Genomic DNA, 25,221 nt, shown 5'->3' on the forward strand with positions numbered 1-25,221 from the left:
ATGAAACTGCTCACCTGCCCCATGAACGGCCCGCGCAACATCGACGAGTTCCAGTCCTTCGGACCGGTGCGCGCGCGGCCCGATCCAAACGCGACCGCCGACAAGGAATGGTCGCGGCATCTGTTCCGCGCGGAAAACCGAAAGGGCATCGTCCTCGAGTGGTGGCGGCACGTGCCGAGCAATTATTTCTTCCTGGCCGAGCGCGATCTCGTCAGCAACGAGATCATCCGTACCTTCGACGCTTCGCAACTGCGGGACCGCGCATGAACCGGCTGCCCGCCCCTTTCGGAAGCCGGATCGATCGGAGCCGCCCTATCCGCTTCAGCTTCGAAGGCAAGCCGTTCGAAGGTTATGAAGGCGACAGCATCGCCAGCGCGCTTGCCGCGTCCGGCCAATGGGTGCTCTCGCGCTCGTTCAAATACCATCGCCCACGCGGCATCCTATCGATGACCGGGGCAGACGCCAACGCGCTGGTGCAGCTTCCGTCCGAACCGAACGCCGCCGCCGAACGCACCCCGATCAGCGAAGGGCTGCGGGTCAGCGCCCAGAACGTCAACGGCTCGCTCGAGCGCGACCGCGACGCCATCATGGACAGGTTCGGCGGCTTCCTGCCTGTCGGCTTCTACTACCGCACTTTCATGGGTCCGCGCCGCGACAGCTGGCTGAAATTCTGGGAGCCGATCATCCGTCGCAAGGCAGGCCTGGGCGTCGTCGACACCAAGGCCCCGCACCGGCATTTCGACAAGACACATCTGCATTGCGACCTGCTCGTCGTCGGCGCCGGCCCGGCTGGATTGAGCGCTGCGATCGCCGCCGCCGAGGCCGGCGCCGATGTTGTGCTGTGCGACGAGAATCCGGAGATCGGCGGCGCGCTGAGCTATGGCCGCTACGATCCGGCCATCCTCCCCGGCCTGTCGGCGCGGCTCGCGACGCTGCCCAATCTCAAGGTGCTGACCGGCACCGTCTGCAATGGCTGGTATGAAGACAACTGGCTGCCGCTGATCCAGGGCGATCGCCTCCATCGCACGCGCGCCCGCGAGGTGATCCTGGCGACCGGCACCATCGAGCAGCCGGCCGTCTTCCGCAACAATGACCTGCCTGGGATCATGCTCGGCAGCGCCGCCCAGCGCCTGATCTGCCACTATGGCGTGCGGCCCGGCCAGGGCGCGATGGTGCTGGCGGCCAATGACGATGGCTACCGGACGGCGCTCGACCTGCTGGATGCCGGCGTATCGGTCGTCGAGCTCGTCGATCCGAGATCGGTCAGTGAGGCAGGTCCGCTGGAAGCCGAACTCCGCGGCAAAGGCGTCGCCATTCGCAAGGGCGCAACCATCGAAGCGGCGGAAGGCACGGCCGGCAACCGCCACCTCGCCCGCGTCCGTGTCGGTGGAAACTGGATCGCTTGCGACCTGCTCGCCGTTTCGATCGGCAGCGCGCCGGCATGGCAACTGCCGTGTCAGGCCGGCGGCAAGGTCGGCTACGACGCTGGCATGCAAACGATGACGATCACGTTGCCGAAAGGTCCCGTCCATCTCGCCGGCGCCGTTGCCGGCGCGGACGAGATCGAGGACGCCATCGCCAGTGGCCAGCGCGCGTCGGCAGCCGCGCTTTCGCGACTCGGCAATGCAGTCCCGGTAGAACCTCCGGCCACGCCGAAGACGATTCGCCCACGCTATGTGCAGCAGATCGCCGCCGACCCTAAGGCGCGCGACTTCGTCGATTTCGACGAAGACCTGCAGGTCAAGGATCTGCTGAACGCGACCAAGGACGGCTATCGCGAGATCGAGCTCGTCAAGCGTTTCACCACCGTCGGCATGGGCCCGAGCCAGGGACGCCATTCGGCCTTGGCGACCGCCCGGATCGTCGCCGAGGCGACCGGCCGGACGGTCGGCGAAATCGGCATCACCACGGCGCGGCCTCCCGTCGGGCCGGAAACGCTCGGCGTGCTCGCAGGCCACCACGAAGTGTTGGAACGCCGCACGGCGCTGCATGCAAGGCACCTCGCGCTGAACGCGGCGATGAAGCCGGTCGGCGCATGGTGGCGGCCTTACTACTATGGGGACGCAAGCAGCGTTCGCGCGGAAATTCTGGCCGTGCGCGAAGGCGTCGGTCTGCTCGACGTCTCGACGCTCGGCAAGCTGGAGATCCGCGGGCCGGACGCCGGCGAATTCCTCGATCGCCTCTACACGATGGCGCATGCCAACCAGCCGGTGGGCCGCGTCCGCTACTGCCTGATGCTCAACGAGATGGGCTCGGTGGTCGACGACGGCGTCGCCTACCGGATGGCCGAGGACCAGTTCTATGTGACGGCGACCACCGGCGCCGTCGCGCGCGTCTATGCCGACATGCTGTTCTGGAATGCCGAGTGGCGCCTGAAGGTCGACGTGCTCAACCTCACCGGCGCCTTCTCGGGCCTCAACGTCACCGGACCCAAGGCGCGCCAGGTGCTCGAAGCGCTGGAGAGCGACATCGACTTCAGCCGTGACGCCTTCCCTTATCTCAGCGGCCGCGAAGGCATGGTCGCCGGCGTGCCGGTGCGGGTGATGCGCATCGGCTTCACCGGCGAGCTGAGCTATGAATTGCACTGCCCGTCTAGCCTGGCGCCCAGTCTATGGGATGCGGTGATGGTGGCGGGCCGACCGCATGGTCTGCGTCCCTATGGGCTGGAGGCATCGCGCATATTGCGCCTGGAGAAGGGCCACATCCTGATCGGCCAGGATACGGATGCGATCACTACGCCTGATGAACTGGGCTTCGGCTGGGCCGTCTCGAAGAAGAAGCCGTTCTTCGTCGGCAAGCGCTCCATCGAGATGCGCGCAAGGCTCGGCCAGACCCGGAAGCTGGTCGGCCTGCAATTCCCCTCCGGCGCGCGGAATATCCCCGGCGAAAGCTGTCTGGTGCTGCGCGGCGGCGCGCCTGTCGGTCAGATCACCTCGGTCGGATATTCGCCGTCGCTCGGGCATCACATTGCGCTCGCCTATGTCCATGTCGACGACCAGGCTGAAGGCAGCCGCGTGACGGTGAAGTGCCGCAATGGCGAGCTGGTCGAGGCGCCGGTCGTCGCCCACGCCTTCTTCGACCCGACCAATGCGCGGCAGGAGATCTAGATGGCCGCCGGCACCGCGACGCACGTCTACCCCTTCATGCCTGGCGGCGCGGCCGATGACGCCAAGCTGGTTTCCGGCGCGGCCGTGCTGAGCGACCTCACGGACCGCCCGCGTTTCGGCTTGAAGGGCGGCGGCAGCGCCGCCTGGCTTGCCGCGCGGGGCATTCCTCTCCCCGCCGTCAACCGCATCGGCGACCATCGCGGCATGAGAATCCTGCGTCTCGGCAATGAGGACATCCTGCTTCTCGCGGAGAGTGCGGCTGAGACGCTCGCGCAAGTCAAAACCGCGTGGCAGACCACGGCGGCGCCAAAAGGCTATTCGTCATGGCGCGAGGAAGGTTGGGCATGGATGCGCCTTTCCGGTCCCCGCCTCGCCGAAGTGATGGGCGCGCTTTGCGCGCTGGATCTGAGACCCGGAAAATTCGGCGACGACGACATCGCGCAGACCCGCGTCGGCCATATCGAAGCCGTGACGTTCCGTTCGCCGGCGGGTTTCGACATACTCTTCGACATCACCGCTTCGGCCTACTTCGCCCGCGCCGTCGCGGCGGTGGCCGTCCACACAGACCAGTATAAAGGATAGTCATGCCCCGCCCGCAAGGAACCATCGCCCCGATCCTGACGCCGTTCGAAGACGATGGCCGCATCGCGCGCGATCTCTGGATCTCCCACGCCAAATGGGTGCTCGGCCAGGGCGCGCATTTCCTCTCGCCCTTTGGCACGACGGGCGAAGCGCTGTCCGTGTCCTTGCGCGAGCGCATGCAGGCGCTGGAATGGCTGGTCGAGGCCGGCATCGCGCCGGACCGGCTGATGCCCGGCACCGGTGTGACCGCGCTTCCCGAAACGGTCGAATTGTCGGCTCATGCCGTCGGTCTCGGCTGCGCCGCTGTCATGGTGCTGCCGTCGTTCTTCTACACCGGCGCCGGCGACAACGGCCAGGCGCGCTATTACAGCGAGCTGATCGAGAAGGTGGCGAAGCCTTCGATGCGCGTGATCCTCTACCACATTCCGCAGAATTCCGGCGTGCCGGTCAGCCCTGCGCTCACGGCCAGGCTGAGCGAAGCGTTCCCGGACACCGTCGTCGCCTATAAGGACAGCGCCGGCGACTGGAACAACACCGCCGCCGTCATCGCCGCCGCGCCTACCATTTCGGTCTTCCCGAGCTCGGAGGCGCAGCTCACCAAGGGTCTCGCCAGCGGCGCGGCCGGCTGCATTTCGGCGACCGTCAATCTGAACGCCGCCGCCATTCGCAGCCTCTATGACGCGGCCAAGAAGGGCGAGGATGTCGCCGAGGCGGACGCCGCGATCAAGGCGTTCAGGAAAGTGATTCAGGATGCCGGGCTGATCCCGGCGATGAAGGCCGTGCTTGCGGTCAAGTCCGGCGACAGACGCTGGCTGAACCTGCGCGCGCCGCACGAGAATGCGACGCTGGAAAACGGCCAGGCGCTGCTTGCCGCCCTCGGCAGTGCCGCCGATCACATCGGCCGTAGTTGAGGTCGCGATGTCGGCGCGCCCCACCGTCATCCTGCACACCGACAAGCCGGCGGGCGCGCTTGCCGTGCTCGCCGCTATGCATCCGGACCTCGATGTCCATGCCTGCGACACCTATGCCGGCCTCCCCGCTTTGATCGAGCGGACCGCCGCGGAAGTGGTCTATTCGATCCGCTTCGACGGCACGCCGCGCTATCCGCGCCAGGCCCTTGTCGAGAGCCCGACGGTGAAATGGGTATCGATCGGCGGTTCAGGCACCGACCATCTCGGACGTTGGGATCCCGCGCATGTGACGGTGACGAATTCGGCCGGCGTCGCGGCCGGCATGCTGGCCGAATATGCGCTCGGCGCCATGCTCTCTTTCTCGCTCGACCTGCGCGGCTTCGAGCGCCGGCAGCAGGGCCGCCAATGGGGCGGCGGCCGTGTCGAACCGATCGAGGGCAAGACCATCCTTATCCTCGGCCTCGGTAAGACCGGCGAGGCCGTTGCGCGCCGTGCGCAGGCGATAGGCATGCGCACGCTGGGCATTCGCGCGCGACCGAAACCGATGCCCTCGCTCGACGAAGTGCATGGTCCCGACGCGATGCTGCCACTGATTGCCCGCGCCGATTTCATCGTCTGCTGCGTGCCGCTGCTGCCTACAACGCGCGGCCTGCTTGGCGAGGCCGCTTTTGCCGCGATGAAGCCGTCTGTCGTTCTCATCGACATTTCGCGCGGCGGCGTCATCGAGGAAAAGGCCCTCCTTGCCGCGCTTGATGCGGGCCGGATCAAGGGCGCGGCGCTCGATGTCTTCGCGACCGAACCGCTCCCGGCCGAGCATCCGCTCTGGGGCTACGACAATGTTGCCGTCACACCGCATTGCGCCGCGGTCTATAACGGCTGGGACATCAAGTCGGTGCGCATGTTCGCCGACAATCTGGCGCGCTACCGCCGCGGCGAGCCGCTGGAGAATGTGGTCAATCCGGAACGCGGGTACTGAAAGCAATTCCAGGAAAGTGCAGCGGTTTTCCGTCCGGAATTGCGAGAACAAGAATTGAAGGGGAATGCTATGTCGCAGGACAGGCGCGGCGGTGGCCGCAGATCGAAGCTCGGGCGCGGTGGCGGCGGCATCGCGCAGCTGCCGTGGCAGAGCGTCAAGAATCCCTACCCGCCCATGCAGCTCCTCGACGAGGAGCGCATGGATCAGTTGCACAAGACCTCGATGCGCATCCTGTCCGAGCTCGGCATCCGCGTCATGAGCGAAAAGGTTATGGACCTGTTCGCCAAGGCCGGCGCCATCGTCGATCGCGAGGAGCGGACCATCCGCATCGACGAGAGCATCGTCGCCGAGGCGCTGCGCAACGTGCCGTCGTCCTTCACGCTGACCAGCCGCAATCCGGACAAGCAGGTCCATTTCGGCGGCAATTCACTGGTCTTCGGGCTGGTCGCCGGTCCGCCCAATGTGCATGACCGCATCAACGGCCGCCGGCCGGGCAACCTCCCCGACTACCAGAACTTCATCCGGCTGGCGCACCACTTCAACGCTATCCACATCATCGGCAACCAGGTGGTGGCGCCGATCGAGCTGCCGGCGAATTCCCGCCATCTCGACACCTACCACGCCAACCTGACATTGAGCGATCTCTCCTTCCATTGCACGGCGATCGGCCGCGCCAGGGCGATGGACGGCATCAACATGATGGCGATCGCGCGCGGCATCTCGGTCGAGCAGATGCGCGCCTCGCCGGGCGTCACCACGATCATCTCGATCAACTCGCCGCGCCTGTTCGACGACGCGATGGCGGAAGGCCTGATCGCCATGGCCGAGCACGGCCAGCCGGTGACGGTGACGCCCTTCACGCTGATGGGCGCGATGACGCCGGTGACGCTGGCCGCAGCACTTTGCCAGCAGAACGCCGAGGCGCTGTTCGGCGTGACGCTGACGCAGCTCGTCAATCCCGGCACACCGGTTATGTACGGCGCCTTCACCTCCAATGTCGATATGAAGTCGGGCGCGCCGGCCTTCGGCACGCCGGAAAACGCGAAGGCCAACATCATCGCCGGGCAGTTGGCGCGCCGCTACAACCTGCCCTACCGCACCTCCAACGCAAACGCCTCCAACGTGGTCGACCTGCAGGCGGCCTACGAGACCGAGATGGCGACCTGGGGCGCGGTGCTCGGCGGTGCCAATCTGATCTACCATGCCGCCGGGTGGCTGGAGGGCGGACTGACCGCGTCCTACGAAAAGCTCGTGCTGGACGTCGAGATCCTGCAGAACATGATGGAGTTCCTGCGGCCGCTGCCGTTCCAGGAAGACGACCTCGGCTTCGAGGCGATCAAGTCGGTGCCGGCCGGCGGCCATTTCTTCGGCGCCGAGCACACCATGTCGCGCTACACCACCGCCTTTTATCAGCCGATGCTCTCCAACTGGCAGAATTACGGCGCCTGGCAGGAGGCCGGCGGCAAGGACGCGCTGGAGCGGGCGACCGAGCTCTGGCAACAGGCGCTGCACGACTATGAGGAACCGGTCATGGATCCCGCGATCCGCGAGGAGCTCGACGCCTATGTCGCGCGCCGCCGCGAAGAGATCGCCGCCAATCCGGAAGCTTAGGAAAGCCGCCCGATGCCCTATGATCTGGTCATCCGTCGCGCGACGCTGATCGCGGGCGACGGCTCGAAACCCTTCGAAGCCGACATCGCTGTCACCGGCGACCGGATCGCGGCGATCGGCCGGCTGGACGAAGGGCACGGCATCGAGGAAATCGATGCTCTGGGCAAGGTGGTTGCGCCCGGCTTCATCGACGTGCACACCCATGATGACGGTGCGCTGCTGGCGCCGCGCGGCATGGACCCGAAGATCAGCCAGGGCGTGACGACGGTGATCGCCGGCAATTGCGGCGTCAGCCTGGCGCCGCTGCTGCTCGACAGGACGCCGCCGCCGCCGTTCACGCTGGTCGGCGGCCGCGAGAATTTCCGCTTCGACCGCTTCGCCGATTATGTCGCCGAGCTGAAGCGCCGCGGCATCGCCACCAACGCTGCCCTGCTTGTCGGTCACACTACGCTACGCCAGCGCTGCATGCCGGTAACCGACCGTCCGGCCAACGAAGCCGAAACGGCGGCAATGCAGCAAGCAGTCGCCGAGGCAATGACCGAAGGCGCGTTCGGCCTCAGCACCGGGCTCGACTACCCGCCGGCAGTCAACTCCTCGACCGAGGAGATCAAGGCGCTGGCAGCGACTGCGGCAGGTCTCGGCGGTCCTTATGTCACGCACACGCGCAACTATTTCGAGACGATGGACGAGGCGATCGAGGAAGCGATCGACATTGCCGAGCACGCCGGCGGAAAGCTGTTCATCTCGCACCACCAGTGCACCGGCCGCGCCAATTTCGGCAAGAGCCGGCCCTCGCTGGAACGGATCGACCGCGCGCGCGAGACGATGGACATCGGCATGGATGTCTATCCCTACGCCGCGAGCTCGACGGTGCTTCGGCTGGAACGCTGCGACACCGGGCTGAAGATCCTGATCACCTGGTCCGATCCGCATCCGGAGATGGCAAGGCGCGAGATCGCCGACATTGCCCGCGAATGGAACTGCACCGAGCGCGAAGCTGGCGAGCGCCTGCTGCCGGCCGGCGCGGTCTACTTCCAGCTCGATGAGGACGACGTGCGCAACATCATCGCCCATCCGCGCACCATGATCGGCTCGGACGGCCTGCCGCACGACATCCATCCGCATCCGCGTCTGTGGGGCACCTTTCCGCGCGTGCTTGGGCACTATGCCCGCGATGTCGGCCTGTTCAGCCTGGAAGAAGCGGTGTTCCGAATGACCGGCCTGCCCGCGCGGGAGTTTGGCATCGCGCAACGCGGGCTTCTGGCCGAAGGCAACTTCGCCGATCTCGTCATCTTCGATCCCGAGACGATCATCGACACCGCGACCTTTGAGGAGCCGCGCCGGCCCGCCGCCGGTATTGAGCATGTCTTTGTGAATGGCGTATCGGTGTGGCGAAAAGGCAGAGCCACCGGAGCGCTGCCGGGCGCGGTCCTCAAGCCTCTGGCCTCGAAGCCGAGCGTCAGGGGCGCTTGCAACTGCGGCGCGGATCACAGCACCTCGTAAATCCGGTCGACCGTCTCCAGCGTGTAGGCGAACTCAACCGGCCGCGTGCAGCGCCAACCATCGAAAGTCTGGCCGGAGAGCGCTTTCAGTGCCTGCGGCAGACGCAATATGCCGCCGCCATAGAGCCGATTCGCCATGTCGAGCATGCCGGTGCGATGCATCGCTTCCGTCATGCTGCCGCAGGCTTCCTTGACCAGCCAGACGCGAAAACCCTGATAAACCGCGTCGAACACGCTTTCGGTCACGCAGCTGTCGGTCAGCACGCCGGCGACGATCAGGTTCTCCGTGCCGAGCGCGGCGAGCTTTTGCGAAAGATCGGTCCGCCGAAAGGCGCTCGGCCAATGCTTGTGGATGACGATGTCGCCTGGCAGCGCCGCCACTTCGGCGCAGATCGCGGCGCCCTCGCTGCCGGCGACGGCGGAGCGGAATTCCTCGGTCAGTATTTCTTCCTGACGCGCATAGCCGTCGCGTTCTTCCGGCTTTACCCAGGCCTGCGCGTGGATGACGGGTACGCCCGCCTTGCGGGCGGCTTCGATAAGCGCGGCGGCGTTGGCGAGCACCGCGTCATAGCCGATGACCGGCCATGCCGCGCCGGGGCGGTATTCGTTCTGCAGGTCGATGACGAGCAAGGCGGTCTTGGCGAGGTTCATGGCTGATCCGGGTCGTCGAAGCGCGTGATGAAACGCAAGAGCAGCCGGATCGCCTGATCGAGATCGGCGATCTCCATCGCTTCATGCGGGTTGTGGCTGCCGTTCTCGTTGCGCACGAAGAGCATCGCGGTCGGAATGCCGGCGCCGGCGAACGTGGCCGCATCGTGCCCGGCTCCACTCGGCACATGCGGCGGGCGCATCCGCAATTCGGTCGCGGCGCGATCGAGCTTCGCGATCAGCGCCGGCGACATGGTCGCCGGTTTCCAAGTGAAGCGCGGCCCAAGCTCGAAGGTGACGCCGCGTTTGGTACCGACTTCGGCAAGGATGCCATGAAGCCGCGTTTCAATCCGCTCCAAGACGGCCGCTTCGGCGCTGCGCACGTCGAGCGTAAAGCCGAGCTCGCCGAGAACCCGGCTGCCGCCGTGCTGCGTGGGATCGGACTGCACGCGGCCGAAGGTGATCGTCGCTTCATGGCCTTCGCGTTCGAGCGCGTCCCATTCCGCCTCGAGCCCCGCGATCAGATCGGCGAAGCCAAGCACGGCATCATGCCGGGCAAAGCGCGGCTCGGCGCCGGAATGGGCGTAGGCGCCAAGGCATCTGGCATCGATATAGCGGAAGCCGCCAGCGATCCCGGTGACGATACCGACCGGCGCGCCGGCGGCGACCAGACGCGGTCCCTGCTCGATATGCACCTCGACGAAGGCTGCAATCCGGCGGGCATCGATGCCGGGCATGCCGCGCCGCACGGCATCGGGGTCAAAGCCTTCCTCGCGCATGTGTTCGGCCAGCGTGCGGCCGCTGTCCGAGCGCTTCGCTTCGAGCGCCTGGGGATCGAGTAGGCCGAGCGCCGCCTGGCTGCCCGGATAGGACAGCGGAAACCAGACCGCTTCCTCGGCGCGAGTCGCCAGCACGATGAGGTCGCGCGGCAACCGGATGCCTTGCGCGGCCAGTTCGGCCATCACCGCCAAGCCCGCCACGATGCCGGCGGCGCCGTCGAAATTGCCGCCATGCGCCACGCTGTCGAGATGCGAGCCGACGACGATTGCAGGCAATTCCGGACGACTGCCTTTGAGCGTCAGGTAGAGATTGCCGGCAGCATCGGCGCGCACGGCGGCGCCGAGTTTTTCCCCCTCGTTGCGCACGAGATCATGGGCGAAGCGCTCGCCCGGCCCGTAGGCGGCGCGCGTGATGCCAGGCGCGTCCGTCGTAGCTTCAGCGAGCTTGTTCAGGATGCGTTCCGCCAGCCTGCCACCGTCCGTCAGTGCGCTCATGAAGCGACCTGTCGTGCATCGCTCTCGGCACCGCGCAGCCGGTGCGGCGTCAGATCGTCCAACGACACGCCTTGCCTCGCGACATCGTCCGGCAGGCCCCCGGCGGCGATCAGGCTGGCGCAAACCCGCGACAACGCCGGCGAGGTCTTGATGCCGTAGCCGCCCTGCCCGACCAGCCAGACGAAATCCGGAAACTCGTCATCGGGCCCGACCACCGGCGAGCCGTCGGCGACGAACGTCCTCAAGCCCGCCCAGGAACGCGACACGCGCCGCACCTCGATCGTCGTCGCCCGTTCCAGACGCTCGGCGCCGATCGCGACATCGATATCCTCCGCATAGGCGTCCATCGGCTCCGACGGCGTGGCATCGGCCGGCGAGACGAACAACTGCCCGGCATCCGGCTTGAAATAGAATTCCGCGCCGACATCGTTGACCAGCGGCCAGTCGGTGATGTCGACACCTTCAGGTGCGGGAATGTTGAAGGCAGTGCGGCGCTTCGGCTGCAGTCCGACCGGACGCACGCCCGCCATCGCGGCGATCTCGTCGCCCCAGGCGCCGGCCGCATTGACGATCAGCGGCGCAAGGAATGGCCCCGCTTCCGTCTCGACCCGCCACTGGCCGCCCTGCCGCCCGATGCCTCTCACGCCCGCCTTAGTGACGATGCGCGCGCCGCGCGCCCGCGCGCCGCGCAAGAAGCCCTGGTGCAACCCGTTGACGTCGATATCCATCGAATGCGGTTCGATGTAAGCGCCGGCAAGATAATCCCGGCGCAGCACCGGCACGCGGGCGATCGCTTCCTCCGGCGTCATCGCAACGATCGAGGGCACCAGCGCCTGCGCGGCCGCCAGATCCTCGCGCAAAAGGTCGAGCTGGTCGGTGCGCGCCACGGTGATCATGCCGCGCTTGCTGAGCAGTGGATAATCGCAAAAACCCGTCGGCGGCTCAGTCAGGAAGGCGCGGCTGGCGAGCACGATACGACGGATGACGCCGTTGCCATAGTTCTCAGTGAAGCTCGCCGCCGAGCGTCCCGTGGTGTGGTAACCGCAATGGCTCTCGCGCTCGAGCAGCACGACCTTTTTGTCGCGCGAAATCTCGAAGGCCGCACCTGCGCCGGCCACGCCGCCGCCGATGACGATGATTTCGGTCTGCTCGCTCATGGATCCCCCAAAAACTGCTCAGCGCGGCATCGCGGGCGGCTCGCCCAGACGGCCACTTCTGGCGCGGTCGCGCGCGCCTCGGCCTTCGGCCAGATTCTCGGCCAGCGAATTCTGCACGGCGCAATCCCGCAAAGCGAGGTCGCTGACAAAAGGCACCGGCTTGCCGGCGATGGCCATGCCTGTCAGCCGCGCCCAGACGGCGCGCCGCTTGCGCACCTGATGCGACTGCAATTCGCTGATCTCCGCGATGTTAGTCTCCCGCTTGATCTGCAGCACGCCAGCCCCGACGGCCGCGTCGAACAGCTCCCGCCCGCGCTTCGTGCGTACGATGATGCCGTTGAGCGGCTCATCTTCGACAGCCGGGCCGCCGTTCAGCCAGGAATCCGATACCGCGATATCCGCCACCTGGCCGATCGCGTCGGGGCAGATCTTGCAGCGCGGCTGGATCATCCATCTGTCCTCGTCTTCCCACAACTGCCTGTAGCTGATCTCGAAGGCGCGGCCGTCCTTGGTTTCGATGCGGTTGGGGCCGGGGTTGCCGTGCCCTCGGTAGCGGAAGAGAGACAACTCGTCCTCGCGAAGGCCAAAACGCTCCAGCACCTGTTCCGATTTGGTCAGGTCCGAGGCACCGCCGCAGACGAAGGCGAGCGCATAGCGCATGTGCTCGTCGACGCGGGGATCGAGCCGCGCCAGATTGCGTACCGCGGTGATGTCGCAGGGCTTGGCGATCAGCGCGAATGGCTCGCCGCGATCGAGGATGTCGTTGAAATCCACCAGCGTCGCCGCCGGCCCATAGCGCGAGCCAGCGCCTTCGAGCACCGAAGCGGCGTCGAAGCTCAGCTTGCGTTCCGTGCGCATCGGCATCGAGCGCGACGCCGCAACATGCAACACGAAGTTTACGCGTCCCGAATTGAGCAGGAACTGTCCGAGCGCCGTCAGCGTGCCGCCGCCGGAGCCGATGAAGCGCACCGTGGGATCTGCGGCGGAACCGAGCACCAGCCTTTCGACCGGTCCCCAGACGGCATCCCTCACCGCAGCCTCATCGATCTGTGGCGGACCGGCGATGCGCGTTCCGGGGCAGACGGCGTTGATCCTGGCCAATATCGGCTTGTCCAATGCCCGCAACGCCACCGGCCGCTCGCGTCCTTCCGGTGTCATCACCATCTCGACGTCGCCAGGCCTGGCCATCGACCGGCAGAGGCCGCAGCCGATGCAAAGACCGCTCTCGACGATCTCGCCGAGCGTCAGCGGATCGATCGAGCGCGGCGGCGTGCCTTGGCTTTGGCTGGTTTCGATCAGGCCCATCGCGATCTCAGACCGGTTCCGAGATGCGCCGGTACTGGTCGGGGCGTCGGTAGAGCGCGAAATTGAAATTCACTTTGCGACACGTTTCGATCAGGTCGAGATCGGCGCGATGCACGATGATCTCGTCGTCGAGCGACATCGCCTGTGCGGCGATCTCCCCGGTCGGCGCAATGATGCAGGAGCCGCCGATCAGCGCCTGACCGTCTTCGAGACCGGCCTTGGCTGCGGCGCCGATCCAGAGCGTGTTCTGATAGGCGCCGGCCTGCATCGGCAGATGGTTATGGAACATTCGCAGATGCGCCAGCGCCGGCGCCTCGTCGAGCAAGAGCGGCGTGTTGTAGCCGAGCAGCGCCACCTCGGCGCCGTTGAGGCACAGCATGCGATAGGTTTCCGGCCAGCGGCGGTCGTTGCAAATGGCGAGGCCGACGCGCACGCCGCGATATTCATAGACAGGAAAGCCGAGATTGCCGGGTTCGAAGTAACGCCGTTCGAGATGGGTGGTCGTGCCCGCTTCCGGCTCGCTCGACCCCGGCACATGCATCTTGCGATAACGGCCGATGAAGGCGCCGTCCGGCCCGACCAGATCCATGGTGTTGAAATGACGCGTGCGGCCGTCTTCCTGCGCAAGCTCGCAATAGCCCAGCGCGAAACCAACCTTCAGCCGAGCGGCCGCATCATAGAGCCGCCGCGTCTCCGGCCCCGGCATCGAGGCTTCGAAAAATGCATCGATCTCGGCCTGGTCGTCGATGCGCCAGCGCGGGAAGAACGTGGTGAGCGCCATCTCCGGAAACACCGCGATCTCGGCGCCTGCGGTCGCTGCCGTCTCAAGCAGATGCACCAAGCGCCCGACCGTCTCGGCGCGCGTGGCGCTGCGCTGGATCGGTCTGGTCTGGCAAACGGCGATGGTCAGGCATCGAGCCATGGCGTCCAATCCTCGACTGGTTTTCCCGAAAGCTCTGGATCTGCGGCGTTGCGAGCCACGAAGCGGCCAAAGCCCGGCTGCGTCTGCAATTCACCATCGGCAACCACCGGCACGCCGCGCACCAGGACGGTGGTCGGTCGGCCAGTGACAACCCTGCCCTCATAGGGCGTGAAATCGACGCGCGAATGCAGCGCCTTGTGCCCGAGCGTCCAGCGGGCCGCGGGATCCCACAGCGCCAGGTCGGCATCGAGCCCAATCGCGATGCGGCCCTTGCGGTCGGCGAAGCCGTAGATCGAGGCCGCATTGCGTGAGGTGAGGTCGAGATAGCGTTCAAGCGTCAGCCGGCCGGTCAGCAGTCCTTCCGAAAACAGCAGCGGCAGGCGGGTCTCGATGCCGGGGATGCCGCTCAGCGTCGTGGTGAAGCCGGGCGTCTCGGAGCGGCCGATCTTGTCGGCGAAGTAATATGGCGAATGGTCCGACGACCAGAGGTCGATGCCCCCATCGATCAGCTCTTGCCACAGATGCTCATGGCTGCGTGGCGAGCGCGGCGGCGGCGAGAACACGAAGCGTGCCGCGTCGATCGCCGGGCGATCGAGATCGGCAGCTCCCAGAAACAGATATTGCGGACAGGTCTCGGCGATCGCGTCGACGCCACGCACCTTCGCCCGCGCCACCTCCTCCGCCGATTGCCACGACGAGACATGTACGATCGTCATGCGCGCGCCGGTCATCTCGGCGAAGGCAAGCGCACGATGCGTCGCCTCGCGCTCCATCGTCTCGCTGTGGGCGACGACATGATAGCGGATATCGGTGCGGCCGAGATCGATGAGACGCTGGCGCGTGCGCCGGATCGCCGCGTCGTTCTCGGCATGCACCATGACGATCCAGCCCAGCCGCCGCGCCGCATCGAGAACCCTGAAGAAGAGGTCGTCGTCGACGGCAAAACCCTGATAGGTCATGAACAGCTTGACGGAGGCGATACCGCGCCCGGCAAGCGCGTCGAGTTGGGCCTCGACATCGGCGCCGGTGCCCATGGTCACCACGGCATGCAGCCCATAGTCGATCACGGAGCGCCCCGCCGCACGCTCCAGTGCGCGGTCGATGGCGCCGACCGTCGTCATGTCCTGTCCAGGCATGCCGAACGGGACGATGCAGGTCGTGCCGCCAAACGCTGCTGAGACCGTGCCAGACTGGAAATCGTCGGCATTGCCCGCCCCGCCCCAGACCGGCTGGTCGAGATGGCAATGCGCGTCGATGCCGCCGGGCATCACCCAACGGCCGCCGGCGTCGATCGATTTCCCCCCGGTCAGGCCTTTGCCGATGGCGGCGATCCGGCCACCGCCGATGCCGATATCGTACTCGGCCCAGCCGTCGTCGAGCGCCACGCGCCCGCCTTTGATCACCAGCTCATGCATTGGCCAGCTCTTCTGTTCAAATCGGCCGTGCCGGCCGGCTCAGGCGACAGCCGCCGTCACCATGATCTCGACGCGATATTGGTCGCCGGCAAGCCGCGCTTCCACCGTCGCGCGCACCGGCATGGCGCTCCTGTCGATCCAGGCGTCCCAGGCGGCATTCATCATCTCGAAGTCGGCGATGTCACGGAGCCAAATCTGTGCGCTGAGCAGCTTCGACTTGTCGCTGCCGGCCTTGGCGAGAAGCGCGTCGATCTTGGCCAGGATCTGCTTGGTCTGGCTGGTGGTGTCGCCGGAAAGATCGTCAGCGGTCAGCCCGGCCACATAGACGATGCCATTATAGCGGAGCACCCGGCAGAAGCGCTGGCCGTTTTCGAGGCGTTCGATCGTCATGCTGTTCCCCTTCTGCTGGTTTCCAGATCTGGTTTTTGCCTATGGTAAGGAGGGTGCAAAACGACTGTAAAGCCCGCGCCACGCCGCGACGCCGCTTTCCTTTGCCGGCATGGCCAAAAAAATTGAAGCCATAGCCGCGTCAATCTTCGTTTGTGGCGATCGCCACAAAGTGTAGCTTCTCATAGGGCTGCCGTCGGTCAACGGTGCCGCCAGGGAGCCGCCGCAGCCGCATTCATGAGGTCGATCGCTCAATCCGCGATGAGGCTTTGGCACAATGCGGAGCGCTCCCGTGCCATGCTGCCGATCATGGTCGGCGTCTGCCTGGCCTGCATCGGCAGCGCCATGCTGACCACAGCGGTATCGCTGCATCTCGGCAAGCCGGGTATTTCTCCGCAGGTCGTGCAGATCGTGCTGACCGCATATCCCGTGGGCTTCCTCGTCGGATGCCTGGTCACGCGCCCGGCGGTCGCCCAATACGGCCATGAGCGCACTTTCGTGGTGATCCTGGTGTTGGCGCTGCTGGCGGCTTGCGGCTTCGTCTTCACCGATTTCCTGCCGAGCTGGATCTGCTTCCGTCTGCTCGGCGGCCTGGCGATGGCGTCGCTGTTCGTCGTCTGCGAAAGCTGGATCAACCTCTATGCCGAGCAGCATAACCGCGGCGCGCTGTTTTCCATCTACATGTTGACGACGGCGATCGCCGTTCTGTTGGGACAAGTTCTGGTCGGCATGGTCGGCCCGCAATCGCCGCATCTGTTCCCCGTCGCCGCCGCGACGGTGCTGCTGGCGCTGATCTCCAAATTCGTCGGCGGGCGCTGGCCGGCGCTGCCGGCAACGCCTGGCGAGGCAGAACATGCCGCCGCCGCGAGACCGGTCAGGCGCCTCGGCCCGCTGGCGCTGTTCCGACTGGCGCCGGTGACGGTCGTGGCGATCTTCCAGGGCGGCATCACCAACATGAACATCTTCGTGCTGACGCCTATCTACGGCACCCAGATCGGTCTGCCGGCGGCGACGACGGTCGGACTGGTCACGACCATCAGCATCGCCGGCATGTTGGCGCAGACGCCTGTCGGCTGGCTGTCGGACCGGTTCGAACGGCGCATCATCCTGCTTGTCCAGGGCATCCTGTCGGTCGCGCTCTGCGCCGCGATCGCCTGGGTCGGCAATTCTTCGGTGCCGCTGCTCTTTGTTCTGTTCTTCATCTATGGTTGCACGGCGCTCACCGTCTATCCCGTGGCCATGGCCTTCGGCGCCTCGCAATTGCACAGCCGGCACATGGTCGGCGCTTCCGGCACGCTGCTCCTGCTCTATTCGATAGGCAATGTCGCAACGCCCGGGATTTCGGCCGGCCTGATGGAGCATATGGGCGCGCCGGCCATGTTCCTGCTTCTGGGCGGCGGCGCCGTGCTGGTGACACTCGCTGCCTGCTACAATCTGTTGCGCCGTCCAGTCACCGTGGCGACCCTGCAGGCGATCGAGGAGCGGGTCTGATGACCGATCAAGCCAAGAACCGCCTGCAAGACAGCGTCATCCTGATCGCCGGAGCGGCGAGCGGCATTGGCGCCGCGATCGCTCGCCGCTGCGTCGCCGAAGGCGCAAAGGTTGTCTGCGCCGACTACGATCTGGAGCCGGTGACGAAGCTTGCCGAAGCGCTCGGACCTTCCGCCGCTGCTTGCCAGTGCGACGTGACGAAGATCGACTTCGCCAGATCGGCGGTTGAATTCGCGGAGCAAAAATTCGGCCGCCTCCACGGGCTCGTGCACAATGCCGCGGCGCCCTCGACCAGCGCCACCGTTGTCGATCTCGACGAAAGCGCCTGGCGACACGAGATCGATGTCGGCCTGACCGGTGCCTTCCTGATGAGCAAATTCGCCGTGCCGCTGATTGCGGCGAGCGGCGGCGGTTCGGTCGTCTTCATCGGCTCGCAATTCGGCCGCGTCGCCACCTCCCGCGCCGTCGCCTACTGCGCCGCCAAGGCCGGCCTGATCCACCTTGCCAAAGCGATGGCCGTCGACCACGCGCCCGACAAGATCCGCGTCAACAGCCTGTCGCCCGGCGCGGTGGCGACGACACGCCTGTTGCGCCGGTTCGCCGATTATGAGGCGGCCAATGCAGGCCTCGGGCCTGCGCACCTGCTCGGCCGCATCGCCGAGCCCGACGAGATCGCCGCGGCAGCGGCTTTCCTGCTTTCCTCCGACGCTTCCTTCGTCACCGGATCCGACATGCTCGTGGACGGCGGCTATGCGACGCGTTGAGCCCGAAACCTCACTTCCGAAGGAGCTCCTATGACTCTCCTCGTCACCGGCGGCACCGGCTTTGTCATGAGCGTGGTCGCCCGCGCATGGCTCGATCGCGACCCTCTGGCCCGCGCCGTCATCCTCGACCGCTCCGGCCTGGACGCGGCCGCCGAAAAGCATTTCGCTCCGGTGCGCGACCGGCTCACGGTGATATCCGCCGACATCCTCGACCCGAAGGCCTGGTCCGACGTGCTCGACGAGCAAGGCATCACGGCGATCGTCCATGGCGCGACGATCACGCCGATCTCGCGCGGCAGCGCATCGGAGGCAAAGCGCCAGCCGGAGGCCGAGGACCCGTCCCGCATCGTCGACGTCAATCTGATGGGCACCGTGCGGATGCTGGACTGGGCGCGCACAAGACCGGGTATCAAGCGCTTCATCTATGTCAGCTCCGGCTCCGTCTACCGCCATAACGGCCCAGACTGGAGCGGTGAACCGCTGCCCGAAGACGGCTATGTCGCGCCGCTGACGCTCTACGGCATCTCGAAATTCGCTTCCGAGATGGTCACCAACCGCTATGCCGACCTGTTCGGCCTTTCGGCGGTCTCGGTTCGGCTTGCCTCGGTCTACGGTCCCATGGACCGCGCCACCGAGAGCCGCAATTTTCGCCATGTTCCCAACCGCGTCGCGCATATGGCGTTGGCCGGTGAGACGATCCGGCCGAACAGCCTGGAACCGGTGGGCGACTATGTCGCCTCGACCGACGTCGCCGCCGCGATCCTCGCGCTGATCGATGCTCGGCACCTCAATTACCGCCACTACAACATCGGCTCCGGTTCCAGCCAGACCATCGGCGACATCATCGGCTGGGCAGCCGAACGCGTGCCGGGACTGAAGGCCGAGGTGACGCCGGGCGAAGATGCCAATATCGTTCAGGATGTGGCGCTGAAAGGCGGCATGTGGGGCGCCTATGACATCGCCCGCATCATGCGCGACACCGCATGGCGGCCGCGCCCGGGCAAGGAAGCCTTCCACGCCTACATGGACTGGATTGCCGCCAACGAAAGCTGACCCAAGCCGAGCCGAAGGAGGACGAGAGATGCCGATCGATCCGCAGCAATTGTCGCAGCCGCGCGACTTTGTCGGCTACGGCCCGAATCCGCCCTTCGTCGCCTGGCCGGGCGGCGTCAAGCTCGCCATCAACCTCGTGCTCAACTACGAGGAAGGGTCGGAGTACAACTGGCTGGAAGATGGCCGCAACGACAATTGGGGCGAATACAATCTGACCGGCAGCATGCCGGTGCGCGATCTCGGCACCGAGACGCATTATGAATATGGCAGCCGCGCCGGCGTCTGGCGCCTGGCCAGGTTGTTCGACCGCTACGACATTCCGGTCACCTTTTCCGCCTGCGCCGTGGCGCTCGAACGCAACCCGCCTTTGGTCGAGTGGATGAAGGCGCGACGGCACGACCTGATGGGCCACGGCCTGCGCTGGATCGACTACACGACGATGGAGCGAGCTGAAGAAGAGCGCCATCTGCACGAAGCGATCGCGCTTTACGAGAAGCTGCTCGGCAAACGGCCGCTCGGCTGGAATTGCCGCTCGCTGCCCAGCGTCAACACGCGTGATCTCCTGGTCGAGGAAGGCGGCTTCCTCTACCACTCCGATCCCTGCAACGACGACCTGCCCTATTTCCTCGATCACCGAGGTACCGAGATCCTGGTCGTCCCCTACTCCAAGACGCTCAACGACAGCCGCTATCTCGTCGCGCCCGGCTACGGCAATCCGCGCGACTTCGCCGAGGACTGCCGCTCGGCCATCGACTATATGCTCGACGAGGCGGACGAGACCGGCGGCCGCATGCTCACCATCGGCATCCACGCCCGCTGGACGGGCCAGCCCAACCGGGCATCCGGCCTGCGCGAAGTGATCGAGCATGTCCGGCAAAGCGAGGGCGCCGCCTTCATGCGCCGCGAGGACATTGCCCGCTTCTGGCACGCGAACCATGCCCGCTTCGAACAGCGCGGCTGAGCGATGTTCGACACGCTGATCCGCGGCGGAACGGTGGTGAATGCCGAGGGCGTCAGCCGCGGCGACATCGGCATTGCCGCGGGCAAGGTCGAAGCAATCATCGCACCCGGCGAAGCCGCTGAAGCCGGCACGGTCGTCGACGCCTCTGGCAGCTTCATCCTGCCCGGCCTTGTCGACGCGCACGCGCATCTGCGCGACCCCGGCCTGACCCACAAGGAGGATTTTTCCTCCGGCACCCATGCGGCCGCACTGGGCGGCGTGACCACGGTGCTCGACATGCCGACCGACGAGCCTTGGACCGCGACGGCCGAGCAACTCGCCGACAAGATGGCGATGGCCGAAGGCCGCATCCATGTCGATGTCGGCCTGCAGGCCGTGCTCAGCCGCGACCTGTCGGCCGTCTCTCGCCTGCTCGAGCGCGCGCCGGTGTCGTTCGAATTGTTCACCGCCGACGTGCCGGACGCCTTCCTATTTGCCACGCTCGACAGCGTCGCCGAGGCGCTGAAAGCATTCGCCGGCGCCGATACGCTCATCGGCATCTCGCCCGGCGATCAATCGATCCTGACCGGCAGCTCCGAGCGCGATCGCTCCGGCACGACCGACGCCTTCCTGGACAGCCGGCCGCCGCTGGCGGAAGCCAATGGCATCGCCCGCGCGCTGGTCGCCGCGGCTTCTGCCGAAGCGAGGATCCACGTCAGGCAGATCAATTCCGAACTCGGCGTCGAGACCTGGAGCCGGCTGCGCGGCATTGCCGACGCCAGCATCGAGACCACGCCGCAGAACCTGTTCTTCACGGCTCAGGACTACGAAGCGCAAGGACCCAACCTGAAGGCCTCGCCGCCCTTGCGCTTCGCACACGACGTCGACGCGCTTCGCGCCGCGCTCAGCGCCGGGTTGATCGACATCGTCGCCACCGATCACGCCCCGCACGCGCCGGCCGAAAAGGCGGCGGCTTATGCTGCCTTCGCCGACATCCCGGGCGGCATGCCCGGATTGCAGACGCTGCTTCCCACCATGCTGAGGCTGGTCGACGATAGGGTCGTCGTCTTGCCAGACCTGGTGCGCATGTGCTCCCGCAACCCGGCCGAACGCTTCGGCCTAGGCCGGCGCAAGGGATGCATCGCCGCCGGATACGATGCCGATCTGCTGATCATCGATCCCCGCCGATCCAGCACCATCGCCAATGCGGATCAGGTGTCGCTGGCCGGCTACACGCCTTTCGACGGCTGGACCGTGAAGGCGGTGCTGACCAACGTCTTTCTGCGCGGCATCGAGATCGTGCGCGACGGGCAATTGGTCAGCGCGGCGCAAGGCAAGATCGTCACCCGGGAGAGCTGAACCATGGCCCTGCTCGCCAACAAGACCGCCATCGTCACCGGAGCGAGCTCCGGCATCGGCCGCGCGATCGCGCTGAAATTCGCCGCCGAAGGCGCCGACGTCGTCATTGCCGACACGGTCGAGCAACCGATCGAAGGTGGCCGGAATACAGTCGAGTTGATCCGCTCCGCCGGCGGCAATGCCGTTTATATGTCAGCCGACATCTCGGATTGGAACGCCGTGGACGCGTTTGTCGGCGCAACCATCGATCGCTTCGGTCGGCTGGACGTGATGGTGAACAATGCCGCGATCTACACCAGCACCAACCTGATCGAGACGACGCCGGAACAATGGAACCGCGTCATTGGTGTCAATTTGACCGGCTTCTTCTACTGCAACAAACGCGCCGTCACGCAGATGCTCACCCAGGCGCCGGTCAACGAGGTGCGCGGCCGCATCATCAACATCTCCTCGCAGCACGGCATGGTCGCATGCCCCGGCGATTTTCCCTACTCCGTCAGCAAAGGCGCCATCGTGCAGATGACGCGCCAGATCGCGGTAGACCATGCCGACGACCTGATCGTCTGCAATGCCATCGCGCCGGGCAAGATCATCACCGGCAAACCGGGCGTCGCCAACGACCCTGACGCCCTCGACTATTCGCGCCGCCGCACGCCCTGGCCGCGGCTCGGGCACCCGAACGACGTCGCTGGCGCGGCGCTGTTTCTCGCCAGCGACATGGCAAGCTACGTCACCGGCATCAACCTTATGGTGGACGGCGGCTGGATGGCGGGCTGACAGCCCAGGCCCTGCATCCGAGGGCAGGAACCTTTGCGGAAACCGCTCGTTGACCCTGCTGCGAGGGGGCCAACGATATCTGGGACCCGTTGCCTTGGACGCAAAAACCGACAGAAAAGAGCGCAAAACCGCTCCCGCCGAGGAAGCGCGGGCTCAGCCCAGGTCCGACCAGCAGCAACGGCCGCCGGGCGACGAAAAGCGGGCGGACAACAGGCGCGACGACGAGCGAGCGCAAGACACGCCGCCGAATGGCAGTGCGTCGGACGGCAACAAACCCGGCCTCATCAGGCGCCATCCCTATATCGCGGCGGTCGTCGCCATCCTCATCCTGCTTGTCATCGCGGCGGTGGTCATCTGGTGGATCAACGCGCGGCAGTATGAATGGACCGATGACGCCTTCATAGACGCACGCACAGTGACGGTCGGCGCGGAAATTGCCGGACGCATCACCGATGTCGCCGTCACCGACAACCAACCGGTCGAGGCCGGCGCCGTGCTTATGCGCATCGACGACAGCGATTATCAGGCCTCGCTCAAACAGGCGCAGGCCGGCGTGGTGGCGGCGCAGGCCGAGATCGCGAACGTCCAGGCCCAGATCCAGGCGCAGAACGCCAAGATCGACGCCGCCGAAAAGCAGGTGGCGCAGGCGCAGGCGGCGCTCGAATTCGCCAGATCCGAGGACCAGCGCAATCGTGAGCTCCTGGCCAAGGGCACCGCGACCCAACAGCAGGCGCAGCAGGCCGCTTCGACCCTGCGCCAGGATCAGGCGGCGCTGGACACGGCCAACGCCAACGTCGAGGCCGCGAAAACTCAGGTGGCGGTTCTGCAGGCTCAAGGCAAGAGTGCGGAAGCCAAGCTTCGCCAGGCTGAGGCCGCCGAGAACCAGGCCAGGATCACCCTCACGCGCACGACCATCACGGCGCCGGTCGCCGGCCATGCCACCAACATCACGGCGGCAAAAGGCACCTATGCGCAGCCCGGCCAGGTGCTGATGATGTTCGTGCCCGACAACGTCTGGGTGAAAGCCAACTTCAAGGAGACACAGCTCGACCTGATGCGGCCGGGCCAGCCCGTCGACATCGCCATCGACGCCTATCCGGAAAGGACTTTCCATGGCCATGTCGACAGCGTCCAGGCGGGCAGCGGCACGGCGTTCAGCCTGCTGCCTGCCGAAAACGCCACGGGCAATTTCGTCAAGGTGGTGCAGCGCGTGCCGGTGAAGATCGTGTTCGACCAGCCGCCCGGCGTCTATCTCGGTCCCGGCATGTCGGTGGTTCCGACGGTCAAGGTACGATGAGCGATGCCGCAGTAGCCCGGGGCAACGAAAGCCGGTCCGCCGCCGGCGGGCGCAACCCTTGGCTGATCGCGATCGTCGTCTCGATCGCGACCTTCATGCTGGTGCTAGACACCTCGATCGCCAATGTCGCGCTGCGTAACATCGCCGGAAGCCTGGCCGCCGGCATGGACGAGAGCACATGGGTGATCACCACCTATCTCGTCGCCAACTCGGTCATCATCCCGGTCAGCGGCTGGCTGACCAGCGTCATCGGGCGCAAGCGCTACTACATGATCTGCGTGGCGACGTTCACGCTGGCCTCGCTGCTGTGCGGGCTGGCGCCCAACCTGCCGACGCTGATTGCCTTCCGCATCCTGCAGGGGCTCGGCGGCGGCGGCATGGCGCCGAGCGAGCAGTCGATCCTCGCCGATACTTTTCCGCCCGAAAAGCGTTCGCAGGCCTTTGCCCTCTACGGCATTGCGGTGATCGTCGCGCCGACGGTCGGGCCAACCATCGGCGGCTGGCTGACCGACAATTTTTCATGGCACTGGATCTTCTTCATCAACGTGCCGTTCGGCATCATGTCGCTGGCGCTCGTGCAATGGCTGGTGATCGAGCCCGACATTCTCGAACGCGAGCGCCGCGAGCGGTTGAGCAAGGGGCTGAAGGTCGACTGGATCGGCTTCATCCTGGTGGCGATGGCGCTCGGTTGCCTCGAAGTCTTTCTCGACGAAGGCCAACGCAACGACTGGTTCGCCTCGACCTTCATCACCACTTTCGCCGTGATCTCGGCCGTGTCGTTCCTCCTGCTCGTGCCCTGGGAGTGGACGAGGCGCGATCCGATCGTCGACATCCGCCTGCTGTTCAGCCGGCAGTTCGGCATGTCGTTCCTCGTCATGATGGCGGTGGGCGCCGCGCTCTTCAGCACCACGCAGCTTTTGCCGCAGCTGCAGCAGACGACTTTCGACTACACCGCCACCCTTTCCGGCCTGTCGATGATGCCGGGCGGCATCGCCATGCTTCTGCTGATGCCGGTCTCGGGCTTTGCCGCCGGCGTCGTCCAGCCACGCTATCTCATCATGATGGGCATGTCGGTGGTCGCGGTTGCGCTCTGGCACATGACCTCGCTGACGCCCGACGCCAGCTTCAGCTTCTTCGCCTACGCGCGCGTCTACATGATGATCGGCCTGCCGTTCCTGTTCATCCCGATCTCCACCGCCGCCTATGTCGGTCTGCCGCCGCAGAAGACCGATCAGGCGTCCTCGCTCATCAATGTCGCCCGCAACATCGGCGGCAGCATCGGCGTGTCGCTGTCCAACACGGTGATTGCCCAGAACGCCCAGTTCCACCAGTCGGTGCTGGTCAGCCACACCGCGCAATCGAGCGACACCTATCAGCAGACGCTTCGCCAGGTGACGGACCACTTCGTCGCCGAGGGTTCGCCGCTGGTCGAAGCCAGGCAGCAGGCCGTCGGCTGGATCGGGCAGGAGATCGGCCGCCAGGCTTCGCTGCTCGCCTATGTCGACGTCTTCTTCTACTGCGCGATAGCCACGGCGCTGCTGGTGCCGCTCGCCTTGCTGCTCAGGTCGCCGAAGCCCGGGCGAGCCAAACGGCAGGACAGCCCTGCGGCCTGACCGGACGGCAAGCCAATCGGCGCACCCAGCTCCAGAGCCATTTGCCGGTAACGACAAAGTGTCCGGCGCAAGCTTTGGCCTGGCATAGTGGAGCTCCAGTCCGGTGCTACTTTCGCCTCGGGGGAACTCG

22 protein-coding genes are annotated in these 25,221 nt (G+C 66.0%); 15 read left to right on the plus strand and 7 right to left on the minus strand.

Annotation, left to right across the window (positions count from 1 at the left end; genetic code table 11):
- The 7 genes from MJ8_RS19685 (at window position 1) to MJ8_RS19715 (ending at window position 8,690) form a co-directional block, all read left to right on the plus strand.
- Window positions 1-267, plus strand: coding sequence for a sarcosine oxidase subunit delta (locus tag MJ8_RS19685; protein WP_201410441.1), 267 nt, complete (start codon window positions 1-3; stop codon window positions 265-267).
- Window positions 264-3,107 (plus strand): 2Fe-2S iron-sulfur cluster-binding protein, encoded by a 2,844-nt coding sequence (locus MJ8_RS19690; protein WP_201410442.1) that lies wholly within the window; start codon window positions 264-266, stop codon window positions 3,105-3,107. The genes MJ8_RS19685 and MJ8_RS19690 overlap by 4 nt, the downstream gene beginning before the upstream one ends.
- The gene (locus tag MJ8_RS19695) at window positions 3,108-3,689 is read left to right on the plus strand and encodes a hypothetical protein (protein WP_201410443.1); all 582 of its coding nucleotides are present in this window, start codon (window positions 3,108-3,110) and stop codon (window positions 3,687-3,689) included.
- 2 nt (window positions 3,690-3,691) lie between these two features.
- Window positions 3,692-4,600 (plus strand): dihydrodipicolinate synthase family protein, encoded by a 909-nt coding sequence (locus tag MJ8_RS19700; protein WP_201410444.1) that lies wholly within the window; start codon window positions 3,692-3,694, stop codon window positions 4,598-4,600.
- A gap of 7 nt (window positions 4,601-4,607) precedes the next feature.
- On the plus strand, window positions 4,608-5,576 hold the full coding sequence (locus MJ8_RS19705) for a D-2-hydroxyacid dehydrogenase (RefSeq protein WP_201410445.1): 969 nt from the start codon (window positions 4,608-4,610) through the stop codon (window positions 5,574-5,576).
- A gap of 69 nt (window positions 5,577-5,645) precedes the next feature.
- The gene (locus MJ8_RS19710; RefSeq protein WP_201410446.1) at window positions 5,646-7,187 is read left to right on the plus strand and encodes a trimethylamine methyltransferase family protein; all 1,542 of its coding nucleotides are present in this window, start codon (window positions 5,646-5,648) and stop codon (window positions 7,185-7,187) included.
- 12 nt (window positions 7,188-7,199) lie between these two features.
- Entirely contained in the window at window positions 7,200-8,690 is a 1,491-nt protein-coding gene (locus MJ8_RS19715; RefSeq protein ID WP_201410447.1) for an N-acyl-D-amino-acid deacylase family protein, read from the plus strand.
- On the opposite strand, the gene MJ8_RS19720 is transcribed toward MJ8_RS19715, so the two are convergent.
- Genes MJ8_RS19720 through MJ8_RS19750 form a run of 7 tightly spaced genes read right to left on the minus strand, consistent with a single transcriptional unit; the run spans window position 8,675 to window position 15,800 of the window.
- A complete protein-coding gene (locus MJ8_RS19720; RefSeq protein ID WP_201410448.1) occupies window positions 8,675-9,340 on the minus strand; it encodes a cysteine hydrolase family protein in 666 nt (221 codons plus the stop codon). The two genes, MJ8_RS19715 and MJ8_RS19720, sit on opposite strands and share 16 nt — an antisense overlap.
- On the minus strand, window positions 9,337-10,611 hold the full coding sequence (locus MJ8_RS19725; RefSeq protein WP_201410449.1) for a Zn-dependent hydrolase: 1,275 nt from the start codon (window positions 10,609-10,611) through the stop codon (window positions 9,337-9,339). Before MJ8_RS19725 ends, MJ8_RS19720 begins: the two co-directional genes overlap by 4 nt.
- The gene (locus tag MJ8_RS19730) at window positions 10,608-11,768 is read right to left on the minus strand and encodes an NAD(P)/FAD-dependent oxidoreductase (protein WP_201410450.1); all 1,161 of its coding nucleotides are present in this window, start codon (window positions 11,766-11,768) and stop codon (window positions 10,608-10,610) included. Before MJ8_RS19730 ends, MJ8_RS19725 begins: the two co-directional genes overlap by 4 nt.
- Before the next feature lie 18 nt (window positions 11,769-11,786).
- Complete coding sequence (locus MJ8_RS19735) at window positions 11,787-13,073, minus strand: Coenzyme F420 hydrogenase/dehydrogenase, beta subunit C-terminal domain (RefSeq protein WP_201410451.1); 1,287 nt, start codon at window positions 13,071-13,073, stop codon at window positions 11,787-11,789.
- A 7-nt stretch (window positions 13,074-13,080) separates the two neighbouring features.
- Window positions 13,081-13,995 (minus strand): nitrilase-related carbon-nitrogen hydrolase, encoded by a 915-nt coding sequence (locus MJ8_RS19740; RefSeq protein WP_201410452.1) that lies wholly within the window; start codon window positions 13,993-13,995, stop codon window positions 13,081-13,083.
- Complete coding sequence (hydA, locus tag MJ8_RS19745; protein WP_201410453.1) at window positions 13,980-15,410, minus strand: dihydropyrimidinase; 1,431 nt, start codon at window positions 15,408-15,410, stop codon at window positions 13,980-13,982. Before hydA ends, MJ8_RS19740 begins: the two co-directional genes overlap by 16 nt.
- Window positions 15,411-15,449: 39 nt before the next feature.
- Window positions 15,450-15,800, minus strand: a complete 351-nt coding sequence (locus MJ8_RS19750) for a RidA family protein (protein WP_201410454.1) — start codon at window positions 15,798-15,800, stop codon at window positions 15,450-15,452.
- A 294-nt stretch (window positions 15,801-16,094) separates the two neighbouring features.
- Between MJ8_RS19750 and MJ8_RS19755 the strand changes: the two genes are divergently transcribed.
- The 8 genes from MJ8_RS19755 to MJ8_RS19790 all read left to right on the plus strand — a co-directional run bounded on the left by MJ8_RS19755 (window position 16,095) and on the right by MJ8_RS19790 (window position 25,091).
- Window positions 16,095-17,288, plus strand: a complete 1,194-nt coding sequence (locus MJ8_RS19755; protein ID WP_225247966.1) for an MFS transporter — start codon at window positions 16,095-16,097, stop codon at window positions 17,286-17,288.
- Window positions 17,288-18,052, plus strand: coding sequence for an SDR family NAD(P)-dependent oxidoreductase (locus MJ8_RS19760; protein ID WP_201410456.1), 765 nt, complete (start codon window positions 17,288-17,290; stop codon window positions 18,050-18,052). Before MJ8_RS19755 ends, MJ8_RS19760 begins: the two co-directional genes overlap by 1 nt.
- Window positions 18,053-18,082: 30 nt before the next feature.
- A complete protein-coding gene (locus MJ8_RS19765; protein ID WP_201410457.1) occupies window positions 18,083-19,105 on the plus strand; it encodes an NAD-dependent epimerase/dehydratase family protein in 1,023 nt (340 codons plus the stop codon).
- 28 nt (window positions 19,106-19,133) lie between these two features.
- Entirely contained in the window at window positions 19,134-20,066 is a 933-nt protein-coding gene (locus MJ8_RS19770; protein ID WP_201410458.1) for a polysaccharide deacetylase family protein, read from the plus strand.
- Between the two features lie 3 nt (window positions 20,067-20,069).
- On the plus strand, window positions 20,070-21,404 hold the full coding sequence (locus tag MJ8_RS19775) for a dihydroorotase (protein ID WP_201410459.1): 1,335 nt from the start codon (window positions 20,070-20,072) through the stop codon (window positions 21,402-21,404).
- A gap of 3 nt (window positions 21,405-21,407) precedes the next feature.
- Window positions 21,408-22,181 carry an SDR family NAD(P)-dependent oxidoreductase gene (locus tag MJ8_RS19780; protein ID WP_201410460.1) on the plus strand — a complete coding sequence of 258 codons (774 nt, stop codon included), beginning with the start codon at window positions 21,408-21,410 and terminating at the stop codon, window positions 22,179-22,181.
- Between the two features lie 94 nt (window positions 22,182-22,275).
- Entirely contained in the window at window positions 22,276-23,478 is a 1,203-nt protein-coding gene (locus MJ8_RS19785; RefSeq protein ID WP_201410461.1) for an HlyD family secretion protein, read from the plus strand.
- Window positions 23,475-25,091, plus strand: a complete 1,617-nt coding sequence (locus MJ8_RS19790; RefSeq protein ID WP_201410462.1) for a DHA2 family efflux MFS transporter permease subunit — start codon at window positions 23,475-23,477, stop codon at window positions 25,089-25,091. Before MJ8_RS19785 ends, MJ8_RS19790 begins: the two co-directional genes overlap by 4 nt.
- The last annotated feature ends 130 nt before the right edge of the window (window positions 25,092-25,221 follow it).

Source organism: Mesorhizobium sp. J8 (assembly GCF_016591715.1).
Taxonomy (GTDB): Bacteria; Pseudomonadota; Alphaproteobacteria; order Rhizobiales; family Rhizobiaceae; genus Mesorhizobium.